The 13,180-nt window shown below is 34.1% G+C and carries 10 protein-coding genes; 6 read left to right on the top strand and 4 right to left on the bottom strand.

Annotation, left to right across the window (positions count from 1 at the left end):
- Positions 1 to 326: 326 nt before the first annotated feature.
- A complete protein-coding gene (locus J2Y38_RS00135) occupies positions 327 to 2,327 on the bottom strand; it encodes a RagB/SusD family nutrient uptake outer membrane protein (protein WP_309838404.1) in 2,001 nt (666 codons plus the stop codon).
- Between the two features lie 13 nt (positions 2,328 to 2,340).
- On the bottom strand, positions 2,341 to 5,727 hold the full coding sequence (locus J2Y38_RS00130) for a SusC/RagA family TonB-linked outer membrane protein (RefSeq protein ID WP_309838402.1): 3,387 nt from the start codon (positions 5,725 to 5,727) through the stop codon (positions 2,341 to 2,343).
- Positions 5,728 to 6,236: 509 nt separating this feature from the next.
- On the opposite strand from J2Y38_RS00130, the gene J2Y38_RS00125 reads away from it, so the two are divergent.
- Genes J2Y38_RS00125 through J2Y38_RS00100 form a run of 6 tightly spaced genes read left to right on the top strand, consistent with a single transcriptional unit; the run spans position 6,237 to position 11,566 of the window.
- Positions 6,237 to 6,914, top strand: coding sequence for a DUF6134 family protein (locus J2Y38_RS00125; RefSeq protein WP_309838400.1), 678 nt, complete (start codon positions 6,237 to 6,239; stop codon positions 6,912 to 6,914).
- 19 nt (positions 6,915 to 6,933) lie between these two features.
- Positions 6,934 to 7,965 carry a sterol desaturase family protein gene (locus J2Y38_RS00120; RefSeq protein ID WP_309838398.1) on the top strand — a complete coding sequence of 344 codons (1,032 nt, stop codon included), beginning with the start codon at positions 6,934 to 6,936 and terminating at the stop codon, positions 7,963 to 7,965.
- Positions 7,887 to 8,171: a hypothetical protein gene (locus tag J2Y38_RS00115; RefSeq protein ID WP_309838396.1), complete on the top strand. Its 285-nt coding sequence runs from the start codon at positions 7,887 to 7,889 to the stop codon at positions 8,169 to 8,171. Before J2Y38_RS00120 ends, J2Y38_RS00115 begins: the two co-directional genes overlap by 79 nt.
- A gap of 36 nt (positions 8,172 to 8,207) precedes the next feature.
- A complete protein-coding gene (locus J2Y38_RS00110) occupies positions 8,208 to 8,813 on the top strand; it encodes an RNA polymerase sigma-70 factor (RefSeq protein ID WP_309838394.1) in 606 nt (201 codons plus the stop codon).
- Positions 8,810 to 9,790 (top strand): FecR domain-containing protein, encoded by a 981-nt coding sequence (locus J2Y38_RS00105; RefSeq protein WP_309838392.1) that lies wholly within the window; start codon positions 8,810 to 8,812, stop codon positions 9,788 to 9,790. Before J2Y38_RS00110 ends, J2Y38_RS00105 begins: the two co-directional genes overlap by 4 nt.
- Positions 9,791 to 9,802: 12 nt before the next feature.
- Positions 9,803 to 11,566 (top strand): STN and carboxypeptidase regulatory-like domain-containing protein, encoded by a 1,764-nt coding sequence (locus tag J2Y38_RS00100; RefSeq protein WP_309838390.1) that lies wholly within the window; start codon positions 9,803 to 9,805, stop codon positions 11,564 to 11,566.
- 64 nt (positions 11,567 to 11,630) lie between these two features.
- On the opposite strand, the gene J2Y38_RS00095 is transcribed toward J2Y38_RS00100, so the two are convergent.
- Positions 11,631 to 12,014 (bottom strand): VOC family protein, encoded by a 384-nt coding sequence (locus tag J2Y38_RS00095; protein ID WP_309838388.1) that lies wholly within the window; start codon positions 12,012 to 12,014, stop codon positions 11,631 to 11,633.
- 204 nt (positions 12,015 to 12,218) lie between these two features.
- Complete coding sequence (locus J2Y38_RS00090) at positions 12,219 to 13,145, bottom strand: glycoside hydrolase (protein WP_309838386.1); 927 nt, start codon at positions 13,143 to 13,145, stop codon at positions 12,219 to 12,221.
- Between the last annotated feature and the right edge of the window lie 35 nt (positions 13,146 to 13,180).

Below are 13,180 nucleotides of genomic sequence, written 5' to 3'. Positions count from 1 at the left end.
TAAAGTACGTATTTAGGTACAAAAAAATCTTGTGTATGTATTTTGTGCATTTTTTTCAGGTTAAAAAAATGGTATCAATAAAAAAGAGGTAAAAAAAGCAGACAAAGTTTAAATAATTTGAGATTTAGTATGTCTATTTAAAAAAGACTGTATATTTATTTGATTTGGAGAAGTTTGATGTTAATTGAAATAGAGAAGCAAGATTTCCTAAAATAAAAAAGCGAGTTAAATATATTAACTCGCTTTTTGCTTTAGCTTTCTTTTGAATAAAGCTTATTTATTATCCATCATTTTCTAAATCTTCAATTTAAAATAAATAAAAGAGTTTAAATTTTACTTTCATCCTCGACAGCATCCTGCCATTTATCCCAGATTTTAACACCTGCATTGTAACCATCATAACCAAAGTTCTGACTTAACTGACCTTTGATATTAGGTTCTATAGCAAGTCTAAATGGAATTGGCCAGTAATTATTACGCTTGTCCATAGTATAAAACTTAACACCTGGTTTAAGAGAAATACCAGCTGGATATTTGTTGTAAAGGGTATAATGCACAATACGCTGATACCAGTAACTTCCTCCGGCTGCATCTGTCCCGGATTGTTTATCCCAATTTGTTAAACTGTAAGTATGACCCCATTCATCTGGTTTACCGCTCATTGCTAAACAGTGTGAAATACGTTTTAATTCAACATTTCTCCATTCTTCCATATAAAGTTCTCTTCCTCTTTCTGCACAAATATCACCAATAGTTACTGTGGCATACATTTGTGAAGCCTTCGCTCTTGCTCTTACAACATTAACATCCTGAGCTGCTCCGGAAACATTACCTTGATAAAAACGAGCTTCTGCACGTAATAAATAAGTTTCTGCTAAGCGGTATATGTACATATGGGCGCTTGATCCTGCAGTAGCTCCTTGAAAATCATTTGCCGCTTGATTTCCTTCAGCTACAACATCATGATAATAGATTTTATAATGCGGGAAATCAAACCAGTCACGAATAGAATCTTGTGCTAACAATTTGCCAGCTTCTCTCATTCTGAAATTCTGCCCAGCCCATGTTGCACTACCACCAGCTCCGGGAGCGTATTTAAGGTCTTCCATGTTTACCCAGTTTCCAACTGTACTGTTATGTCTAAGATCCTGTTTGTCTTCAACATTGTTTACAACCCACATAGGATGTTGTGAATAATAAGAACCACTGATAGTACCAATACCACGTCCTAATGCTCTTTGATAATCATATTTTGCATTATAATTTGTTTTATCAGTCAATGGAAAACGCGGTGCAGCGGTTTTACCATCAGGAGTAATTAAATTGGCATCATTCCAGTTTGGTCCAAAAATTCTCATCGAAGCAAATGCTAAAAACGATTGCGCTCCTCCATTTGGTGCAACCAAAATAGCTTCAGTATTAGCAGAAATTACTTTGTTCTCAGGTCTGTGCAAATCCCAGATTACGTTTCTTGTAATAGGCCATGCCGTAGGATTTCCTCCCGGATCAAAAATTCCTAAATTGTTTTGTACCAAAGAATAACCTGATTGACCAATTAAAATATTGGCCTGTGCTTCAGCTTCAGCAAATCTTCCCGATGCTAAATAACATTTAATTAGTAACTGACGGCATGCTCCTTTGCTAACCATTCCAACATATCCTATTTTTGATTGCTCTGGCACATATTGTACAGCTTTTTCCATATCTGCTGTAATCATTTCAATGATGGCTTCTTTTTTAGTAGAATAGTAACTTTGCTTTGGAACTGACAAAATTTTAGTAATCAAAGGGATGTCTCCAAATTGATAAACCAGATTCAAATAACGGTATGAGCGGTGAAAATAAGCCTGCCCAATATATTTATTTTTAACCTCTTCTGATAAACTTGTCACACTACCAATGTATGTTAATACAGTATTCGCATTTTTAATACCAGTATAAGCTTCAGTCCACATAAAACCAAGATAAATAGATTCTCCACTTGGATCTCTTCGAAAATCTCCGGTAGGAACAATAGTATTGGCATAATCAGCAATATTACTTCCTGTGTCTGTTTTTCCATATTGAGCCATGTCCGAGAAAAGATACTCAGTACCAATAGGCACACTTACACCAGAAAAACCATAGTGAATATAATTATTACGCAGCTGTTTATCGCACAGCGCTAAAGTTGCCTGTAACCCGGCTTCTGTAGTAAATGTATTTCCAGGTTCGTAAAATGAAAGGGGATCTGAATCGAGAAAATCTTTTGAACAAGAACTGGATAATGCGGCCAATAGAACAAAGGGCACTAGTCTTGTAATTTTATTTTTTATATATCTTTTCATTGTTGAATAATTATTAAAGTTGGAAATTAAAACCTAAATTAAACTGTCGTGTAGCTAATCCTCCTGTTTCCGGATCTCCAAAATATTTCCATTCTTTAGAAGCAGACCATGTTGCTACGTTTTGAACTGAAGCATAAATTTTTATACTTTTAATATGCGCGCGATCTAAAAGATCTCTAGGAAGTGTATAGGCTAACGAAATGTTGTCCAGACGAATAAAACTACGATCATACAATCTTCCCGGTGCAACCGGAGTTCCCGCAGGACCTTTAGCATCAAGACGTGCCCAGTCATTAGTTGGGTTGTCAAGTGTCCAATACGGATTTACATATGGATTGAAGTTGAATTTATACAAACTGGCATCGTTGAAAGTGTTCATATAAATTGAACTAAGTGATTTACCTCCCACATTGGAGTACATACTGATAGCCAAATCCCAATTTTTATAAATTTTAAAATCATTGCGCATCGACCACTGTACAGGAGAGTTTGAATTCCCTAAAAACTGCTTATCTTTTTCATTATAAACTGCTTTTTTATAAGGAACACCATCTGGATCTACGGCATCTACATCATCTGCTGTATAGCTGTTTGCAACTTTTGGATCTCCGGGACGCTGTCCATATCTTCGAGCTTCTTTCCACTCGTCTTTTTGCCAGATTCCAGTTACTCTATAATCCCAAATTTGAGTGATTGGTCTGCCTATAAACCATCCATTAGCAGAATCATTTCCTTCTTGCGTTCCGATAACATTCCCATTTTCATCTTTAATATCTACCATATTGCCATACAATGACACAATTTTATTTTCGTTATAAGAGATTCCAAATGAAGTGCGCCATTCAAAGTTTGTGTTTTTCATATTAAGACTGTTGATACTCAATTCAAGACCTTGGTTTTGAACCTCTCCAAGATTGGTTGCGATTGATGAAAAACCAGTAAAACCAGGAAGGGACTGACTCATAATCATATCATGAGTAGATGCTCTGTAAAGGTCTAAAGTCGCAGTAATACGATCATTTAAGAAACCTAAGTCAAGACCAATATTTGTTGAGGTTGTTTTTTCCCATTCCAAATTTGGATTTGCCAAACGATCAAGTGCTAAATATTTGATCTCAAGTGCTTTTCCTGAAGGATCTAAATATCCCATAGTTCCCGTGTTTACTAAGTTTGCTAAAGAAACGTATGGGTCAGCAAGCGACCTGTTTCCGTTTTTACCCCAAGACAAACGCAATTTACCGGTACTCATAGCATCTAATGGAAACCAGTTTTCATTTTTAAAGTTCCAAGCAACCCCGAAAGAAGGGAAAACTGCGTAAGGATTTGAAGCTCCAAATGCTGAATATCCATCACGACGAATAGTCGCTGTTAGCATATAACGATTATCAAACGAATAGAAAAGCCTTGCCATCAATCCATCTGCCGTTTCATGCGTATCGTTTGATCGAATGGCACTATTAGCCATTGTTGCCGTATTTACAAGGTGAAACCCTAAAGCATCTGAAGGCTGAATATTATAAGCATCCATTCCATCTGACCAATAACGGCGTTCTTCTGCTTCCTGAACAAAAGTTGCAACGATGTGATGTTTTTCAGCAAATGTATAATCCCACGTTATGGTATTATTCAGGTTATAATCAAATCTTATAGCACTATTTCTATTTGCTCCTGTAGTAGCTGCAGGCCAGTTTGGATTTTGTGTTGACCTGAAATAACGATCATGAAAAAATTGATAACGAGGAGCAATGTTAAATGAATAGGTAATACCCAAAGGTAAAGTCACCTTTGTATTGAAAATAGAATTCAATGTTGTATATCCTGTCTCTTTGTCAATAAATTGGCGTTCGTAGTAATAGTTATAATTCTGTCCAGAAACATTTTTCCCCATCGGTTGTCTCTCATAGTTACCATTTTCATCTCTAAAGGTTCCAAACGGGCTGGTTCTCATCATGTTATTATCCCCGGCATTTGTACCTAAAGAAGGCGTAATATCTCCATCTGAACGATCCTGAAAATTAATGTTTGCCCCAAAGTCAAGCCAATCTGTAATTTTAGCATCAACTTTCATATTAGAACGAGCGGATTTATAATCATTTCCAACAATTGCTCCTTGTGAGGTTAAATAACCAAAAGACATATAATAATTAACTCTTTCTCCTGCACCGGAAATACTCAAATTATTATCACGATTAATCCCCGTTCTAAAAGAGCTGTCGCTCCAGTCGTGTGTTTTATCATCCAGGAAATTAGCCATTAGCGAAGGATCAAAATTCAATCCTAAACGTGCTCCCCATACCTCTTTAGGGCTTTTTCCATTTGTTTGAGCAGCTGGTTGATACGCTAACCATTGTGCTTCTGTAATTCCCCATTTACCTAAATCATTAGGATTTGAGAAATAGCCTGGTTTACCATTAGCAACTGTTCCTGATATCCATGCTTCGTATTGTCCTGTTGCTGTGTTGATACCATAAGTTTGGGCAGTTTCCCAATCTTCACGATATTTTAAATAGCCCTCTGGAGAATACACACCACGATAAGCACTCTTATTACTAATGGTTGTGTTTGTCGTAAAACTAATCATAGGTTTACCCGATTTACCTTTTTTAGTTGAAATAAGAATAACTCCTGCCGCCGCTCTCGATCCATATACAGATGCTGCCGATGCATCTTTTAAAATATCAAGCTGAGCAATATCATCAGGGTTGATTTCTGAAAGTTCACCATAAAACTGCATTCCGTCTAAAATAATAAGCGGTGAATTATGAGGTCCTCCCGTTTTTTGATCATTACCGGTATATACAGAAGTCTGCCCACGAATTTGGATATTTCCACCTCCTTTTGCAGATGGGTCATAACCTACTCTTAAACCTGGAGTACCTCTTAATATATCCTGAACAGTCTGCGGATTTTGGTTCGCCAGTTTATCAGGTGTTATCTGAACAATTGCCCCCGTTAAATCCTTTTTCTTCATTTTACCATACCCTACAACCACAACTTCATCTAGTGATGTTGTTGCTTTTTGGAGTTTTACAGTAATTGAAGTTTCTCCTTTTAAAGTAATCTCTTTGGTTGTATAGCCCAAATAAGATATTATCAGGACAGCATTATCATTATCTGTTTTTAAAGTAAATTTTCCATCAAAATCTGTTAATGTAGAATTTTTACTTCCTTTTTCTAAAATAGTAACTCCCGGCAGAGGCATACCATTTTCATCATTAACTTGTCCGTTGATGTTTTTTTGTTCCAGTACATTTTTTGGGTGAGTTGTACTCTTTGAACTAATTGCGTAGCTATGAACCTGAGATAAAGAAAATAATACACAGAGCATCATCATTTTCTTTTTCAAATTAAACACAGATTCGCAATCAGGACTTTTTTTAATCCTAATAAAATTTGTCATTTTTGGTTTTCATTTTTGGTTAATAATTAGTTAGTATGAAAATCACTATGGTTTGGTGGATAAGTGATTAACTGTGCAAAAATGAATAATAATGGGTTTTGTAAGGAGTAATAAAATACGAATTAGGGTATTTAAAAGTCTTGTGAGATCATTTTTGATATTTTTTTAGCTTTAAAAATTTATTATTGTAAGAAAAAGTATTAAAAAAATATTGAATACATAAAAAACTACGATTTCGTCCTGACTTGTAATGACTATTATGCTTTTTTAAAATCATTTAATGGATTTATAGCTGTAAAATCAGCATCCTGCAAAATAGGTACATTTATTATACTGCCAATGAATAAATATTGGTGACAAAAGCCATAGCTGCGGTTTTTGAGTTGTTTTCTGTATTACTTTTTTTGAGTTGAAAAAAAAATTCATTTTGAAATAGGGGTGAAGTGTTATTCGGTTGTATTACTGCTGTAGCAAGAGTACAATTATTAACTTTTAATCTCAATTGCTTTATGATATCCTTAATTATCACTTTCGCATTACTATTTTGGTTATTTAAAAAATGCGTTTCCCTGCATGAGATTTTCAGTTTTCAAACCATAAATCTTCGGGTAAAATCTGTCGTGTTCTTTTTTCTTTCTACAGCTATCTCTTACGCGCAGGAAAAGACGGTAAACTATAATGTACTTCGAAATGGTGCTATCATTGGGCAAATGCAGTTTTACCAAAACAATAATAATGGCGAAGTTTTTTTGAAAATTTCTTCGGAAGTAAAAACCCGATTGATTTTTGGCATCAATGTAAAAACAGAAGAAGGCTCTCATTTTAAAAATGGAAAATTAATATCCTCCTACGTAAAGCGTCATGTTAACGGAAAAGAAAAAGCCAATAAAACAACGCAGCTCATAGATTCAAATTATAAAACTTCGGATGAAAATAGAAAAGGAGAAATTAAACAATCCTATATCAATTACAACCTTATGCTGCTTTACAGTAAAGAACCTGTAAGTGAAGATAAAGTTTATTCGGATAGTTTTCAGCAATTTTTAACAATCAAAAAAACAGACAATCACACGTATCGTATTGAATTGCCTGACGGAAATTATAATGATTATCATTTCCAGAATGGTATATGTCAAAAAGTCGAATTGCATCATTCTCTATTTACAATCAACATTCAAAAAGCATAAATCAATCAAAAAAATCATCATGATCAAAATCATCAATTACCTGTTTATCAAGCTGACCATTTTTGGCGCAAAGCCTATTGAAATGGACAAAATTTATGAAGTAGAAAAAAGTGCTCCCAATTTAATAGTTTATGCGCTGCCCGTTGTATTGTTTTTTACGGTACTTGAATTTGTTGTTTTTTATTTTTTAGAACGAAAAGAATACGATAAAAAAGAAACTCTGGGATCTGTACTAATAGGTTTTGGGAATTTAACCGTAAACTTAATAATGAAAACGGGATTACTTTATGCCGTAGTCGAGATTTACAATATTCTTCCTTATCGAATGGAATTTAACTGGTGGAGCTTAATTCCGTGTTTTATATTGTATGATTTTAGTTCGTATTGGACACACCGAATTTCTCATTACTGCCGATTTTTCTGGGCGACTCATGTTGTGCATCATTCTGCAGAACAATATAATCTTACCGTAAGTTTTAGGCAGAGCTGGTTTCAGTATATAAAAATTGTATTTTTTATTCCGTTAATTTTTGCCGGTTTTCACCCAGCCGTATTTTTTATTGCCAATCAGCTTAGTGTTTTATATCAGTTCTGGGTACATACGGAAGCCATTGGAAAACTGCATCCCTTTATAGAGAAATATTTCGGAACTCCTTCTAACCATCGTGTACATCACGGAAGTCAGGAGAAATATCTCGATAAAAACTTTGGCGCGACTTTCATGATTTGGGATCATTTATTTGGTTCTTTTCAATATGAAGAAGAAAAACCGCGCTACGGAATTACCACTTTACTCAAAAGCAAACTCAATCCTTTATATCTCAATATACATGAATTTCAGGATGTTATCAGCGATGTAAAAAAAGCAAAAGGTTTCCGGAAAAAGATGTATTACATTTTTGCCAGTCCTGATATTATTGCCAAAAGCAAATTGAAAAAAGAAACAACTCAACCTCTTAAACTGCCTATATCATGCCAACAAGTCAAGAAAAACAACAAACATTTCAACAGCAGCTATTCGAATACTTTAGCCGAAAAGATAATTGTGTAAAAACCATTGGGAACGAAATTGTAATTACCGAAGGAACAGATAAAGGATTGTCTTTTACGTATCTCTCAGATCACAGTTGTATTGTTCACTGTTATGAATTTAGCCTGAATACAGATCTCGATCTCGATACCACGATTGATGCTTTTATTCAGCTATTGGCCAATCATAATATTATATACGATCAGCCGAGTCCTTCTTACAATTAATCAAAAAAATAATAGTAATATAAAAAGTATATATCTTTGATTGAATGTCAAAACGTAATAGTGGAGTATAGTAATATAGATCCTATTAGTTCTATAAAGAACGGAAACGAAGCAGCTTTTGAAAAGGTTTTTAAAACGTATTTTAGAAACCTTCATGCTTTTGCCTACACTTTTATGAAAGATGATATCATTGCCGAAGAGATTGTACAAAATGTATTTTTTAGGATTTGGGAAAAAAAAGAGCAATTGCAAATTGACGATTCATTAAAAGCATATCTCTACAGATCAGTTCATAATGAAAGTCTCAATCATCTCAAACACCTTAAAATAAAAAACTCATTTCAACTCCAGTATTCAGGTAATATGGAATCCTCAAATCAAGATGCATCAAACCAAATGGTTGCAGCTGAACTCGAAAACGATATTCAAAAAGCAATCAGCGAATTGCCGCCGCAATGCCGGACTATTTTTCAAATGAGTCGTTTTGAACAGCTCAAATATCAGCAAATTGCCGATCAATTGAATATCTCGATAAAAACAGTCGAAAACCAAATGGGTAAAGCCCTTAAAGTATTACGATCAAAACTGGTTGAATATCTTCCGTTTCTATTATCCTTATTACATTTAATCCGAAGATCATGAGCCAAAACAATATGAATATGAACGATGATTTACTAGTGAAATACCTAGTTGGCGAAACTGATGCAGACGAAAATGCAGCAGTAGAATTTTGGCTTAAAGCCGATGAAAAAAACCGGAACTACTACAATGGTTTTAAAAAAATTTGGGAAGACAGCCTTTTAATTGCCGCCGAAAATAAAACCATAGATGAAGATGCGGCCTGGAAACGGCTGCAAAATCGCATTCATGATAAAGAGGTGAAGGTATTAACGCCTAAAAAATCTTCCGTCTATTGGCTGCGTATTGCGGCTTCTATTCTCTTAATTAGTACTTTAGGATGGCTTGGTTATTCTTATTTCGAAAATAAATCAAACACATTAATTCAAATATATGCTTCAAACTCTACTTTAAATGATACTTTACCAGATGGTACAACGGTTACTTTAAATAAAAATTCATCTTTGTCTTATGCCAGCAAGTTTAAAGGGAAAACCCGCCCGGTTACTTTAAAGGGCGAAGCTTTTTTTAATGTTTCTCCAAATAAAACAAAACCGTTTATCATTACAATTAATGATGTTACGGTACAAGTCGTAGGAACTTCTTTTAATGTGAAAAACAAAAACGGAAAAACAACGGTAGACGTTGAAACCGGAATTGTAAAAGTGAGCAAAAATAAAGATCAGGTAGAATTAAGACATGGAGAAAAAGTTGTCATTGCTGATAAGAACTCGGAATTATTAAAAAGTACCAGTAAAGGCAGATTATATAATTATTATCGCAACAAAGAATTAGTTTGTGATGAAACTCCATTGCAGGATTTAGTTGAGGCACTTAACGAAATATACGATGTCAATATCATCATTAAAAATCCTTCTTTAAAAGAAAAACCATTAACAACGGTATTTAAAGATCAATCCTTAGATCAGGTTTTAGAAGTAATTCAAGAAACCTTCCGGATCGAAATTGAACGTAAAAACAATCAAATTATATTAGAGTAATTCCTTTTTTATATGCCCATCAATTCAAAATTTACTTTTGTACAAGTTTTATTCTTACTTATTTCAAGTGCTTTTTTTGGCGCTCATGCCCAATCTATCTTAGATACCGAAATGTCTATCGATGCAGATAAAAAACCATTAGGCCATATTCTGGATTTAATGGAACAAAAAGGAAATTTTAGATTTGCTTATTACAGTAAATTAGTTGTAAAAGATAGTGCCGTTACCATTCATTCTAAGGAATCTACGATAAAAGATGTTTTAGACCAATTACTAGGTAATAAGTACGAATATAAAGAATCAAAAGGTTTTATTATTCTGCGTTATGCGCCTTTAGAACTCGCACTTGTGTTGGAAAAAAACAATGTTGTGGGCGATCATCAGGTTGTAAGTGGTTATATTATGGATGTAAAAACCAGCAAGCGGATTGAAAACGCGAGTGTCTACGAAAAAAATGCCTTGCAGTCTACCTTAACAGATAAGGAAGGAGGTTTTGAACTTAAACTTAAAAATGTACCCGAAACCATTGAACTGACGGTTGTAAAAGAAAATTATAAAACCATTACCACCATTTTTCTCTCGGAAGTTAAAATTCAAATGGGTTCCAGAAAATCAAATTCAGATTATGTTGATGGCGATTTCTCTGCCGTTGAACGAACAGGAATTGGACGTTTCTTTATTTCTTCCAAACAAAAAATACAATCACTCAATTTGGGAGGGTTTATTTCTGAAGTTCCGGTACAAGCTTCGATAATTCCGAGTTTGAGCACGCGCGGTATGATGAATTCACAATTAAACAGTAGCTTTTCTTTAAACTTATTAGGAGGATACACAGGAGGGGTTCGTGGTTTAGAAATGGCTGGTCTTTACAATATTACCCGAATGAATGCCAATGCTTTGCAAATGGCTGGTATATTCAACACCGTAGGAGGTTCTGTAAATGGAGTTCAGTTAGCCGGAATTTATAACAATGTTTTTGGTGATCTAAACGGACTGCAAATGAGCGGAATTCATAATAGCATAAAAGGTTCGCAAAATGGTTTGCAGCTTACTGGTATTTACAACAGTGTACAAAAAGATTCTAAAGGAATGCAAATGTCTGCTATTTATAATACGGTAAAAGGTACTCAAAACGGATTGCAGATTTCGGGTATTTATAATTCAGGAAGCGGAATTGTGCGCGGTGCCCAAATAGCAGGAGTTTTAAATTATGCGAAAGAATTAGATGGATTCCAATTTGGATTAATCAACATTACCGATTCTCCATCTGGTTATAGTATGGGATTATTGAATTTTAAAAAGAATGGTTATAAAAAAATAAGTATTACCAGTAATGAAATATCCGATATAAATGTTGCAGTAAAAACGGGTGATAATAAACTTTACACTATTTTAATGGCAGGAAGAAGCGAACGAAGCGACGAAGAAAAAATGACTTCTTTTGGAATAGGTTTTGGAACCAATATCCTTTTAGGAAAACGTTTTACATATAACCCTGAAATTAGTTCGCAATATCTTTATTTAGGAAATTGGGACCGTTATAACTCTTTATCTAAATTCGATTCTCCTTTTACTTTTCGTATTTTCAAAGGTTTTGCTATATCTGCCGGACCATCTTTCAATATTTATACTTCTGAAAAAAGAGATAAAAATGCGCCGGATAACAATACTTCAACTTTTGTTCAGGATCGAACCAAACGTTATAATGTCATAAAAGATAATAACAAAGGCATAACAGGATGGGTTGGCTGGAGTTTTGGTGTTACGCTGTTTTAATTCTATTTAAAATGTATCATAAATATTTTTTTTCTGCGATAAATCAATTTAGAGAATGAATCTTTTACAATGGGTAGCCAATTTCCCAAATATGTCCAAAAGGATCTTTTAGCTTTCCGATTCTCCAGTCTTCTTCTGTTATTATGGGACAAATTTCTACAGCGCCATATTTTAATGCATTTTCAAATATTTGATCTGCATTTTCAGTCTCTAAAATTATTCTTATTGGCGTATTAAATGAGTGAGCAATTTGATTGCCATCACAAGGTTCTTCGTCGCTTAAATAAAATTCAGCACCTTCAATTGTGATAACTGATGATATTTTATTGTTTTCAAGCGAATATCTTTTTGATTCAACGGCTCCAAAAGCATTGATGTAAAAATCAACTGCTTTATTGGCATTGTTTACTGTAAGAAAAGGTTTGATTGTGGTTTTAATTCTTATCATCTTAATGAAATTAAATGAGTAAATATTATCTATATAAAAATAAAAAATTAAACTGATTTTATAGTTTTAAAACCGTTATATCCCAATCAAAAGCAATTTAAAACAAAAAACCTGCAAATCAATGATTCGCAGGTTTACCACATTTTATGGTTTTTTGAAAAGACTGAAAAACTTTCTTTTTGGCTTTTATACTCTTTTTGAGTATTAGATTGGTCTTTTGTAAACCGTTACATCATCTACCCACATCATTGCAGTTGAAAATAAGTTAATTTTATTAGGGTCAATAAAGTTAGAATCTTTTGATCCAACATTCAGATTAAATATAATAGAGTGTGGTCCAAAATTATTTAAGTTAAGATTGCCTGCACTACTATTTGTATACGTTGAAACTGTTACATTATCCACTTTTATCGTTACTGTTACGACATTGTTTTGTATTTTCCAAAATGATTCATACAAATGCCATCCGCCATTTCCGTTAATATTGAAATTACCCGGATAGTTTCTTTCAGCAGCGTTTCCTAATAAATTTGCTCCGGAAGAAGTTCCATAAAAAAGATTTGAAGTAAAACGACTTGCATTAGGAGCAAAAGAATAACCTTCCATAATATCTATTTCTCCTTTAGTTGGCCAGGCATTTTGCTGCACAGACCAAAAGGCAGGCCATGCACCGTAAGTTTCTGTAAAAGACTTGTAAGTTCCGCCATCCATTGCTATTAATTTAATATTGGCAGAAAGCATATACTCTGTATTGTTTTCAGGCTTATATTGATAATTAGAAGAAATGAATCCGGATTGATATTTATACGTACTCAATTTTGTAGTCTTGATTTCCAAACATTGTTTTCCATCTCTCCATTGTGTTGTGGGTACTGAACTATAATAGTCGCAATACCAGGAGTTATAATCTGCTCGTTGCTCCTTTGTCCATTGTGACAAGTTTGAGCCTACATCAAATGTATCTTCAAATTGTTTAACCCAAGGTGCGCCGGCTACTTTGCTTGTACTGTTTTTTGTACTTGCACTTGCTGATTGGTCTTTTGCAGCAGGACTTGCGTCATCTGCGCAGGACGTAAAACCTAAACTTAATACACATGTCACTGTTAACGCTAACAAATTTAATTTTTTCATAATTTAATTTTTTGGTTTATTAATAGTTGAAGTAA

The sequence above is a fragment of the Flavobacterium sp. 2755 genome (assembly GCF_031455715.1).
In the GTDB taxonomy this organism is placed as follows: Bacteria; Bacteroidota; Bacteroidia; order Flavobacteriales; family Flavobacteriaceae; genus Flavobacterium.
Note: the sequence above shows the minus strand (reverse complement) of the source record. Positions and strands in the feature narration are given on the sequence as shown.

What these genes read in the sequence shown, in the direction of transcription:
- J2Y38_RS00100 (WP_309838390.1), top strand. Translation starts at nt 9,803, where the DNA reads ATGCCCATCAATTCAAAATTTACTTTTGTACAAGTTTTATTCTTACTT.
- J2Y38_RS00120 (WP_309838398.1), top strand. Translation starts at nt 6,934, where the DNA reads ATGATCAAAATCATCAATTACCTGTTTATCAAGCTGACCATTTTTGGC.
- J2Y38_RS00095 (WP_309838388.1), bottom strand. Translation starts at nt 12,014, where the DNA reads ATGATAAGAATTAAAACCACAATCAAACCTTTTCTTACAGTAAACAAT.
- J2Y38_RS00115 (WP_309838396.1), top strand. Translation starts at nt 7,887, where the DNA reads ATGCCAACAAGTCAAGAAAAACAACAAACATTTCAACAGCAGCTATTC.
- J2Y38_RS00105 (WP_309838392.1), top strand. Translation starts at nt 8,810, where the DNA reads ATGAGCCAAAACAATATGAATATGAACGATGATTTACTAGTGAAATAC.
- J2Y38_RS00125 (WP_309838400.1), top strand. Translation starts at nt 6,237, where the DNA reads ATGATATCCTTAATTATCACTTTCGCATTACTATTTTGGTTATTTAAA.
- J2Y38_RS00130 (WP_309838402.1), bottom strand. Translation starts at nt 5,727, where the DNA reads ATGACAAATTTTATTAGGATTAAAAAAAGTCCTGATTGCGAATCTGTG.
- J2Y38_RS00135 (WP_309838404.1), bottom strand. Translation starts at nt 2,327, where the DNA reads ATGAAAAGATATATAAAAAATAAAATTACAAGACTAGTGCCCTTTGTT.
- J2Y38_RS00090 (WP_309838386.1), bottom strand. Translation starts at nt 13,145, where the DNA reads ATGAAAAAATTAAATTTGTTAGCGTTAACAGTGACATGTGTATTAAGT.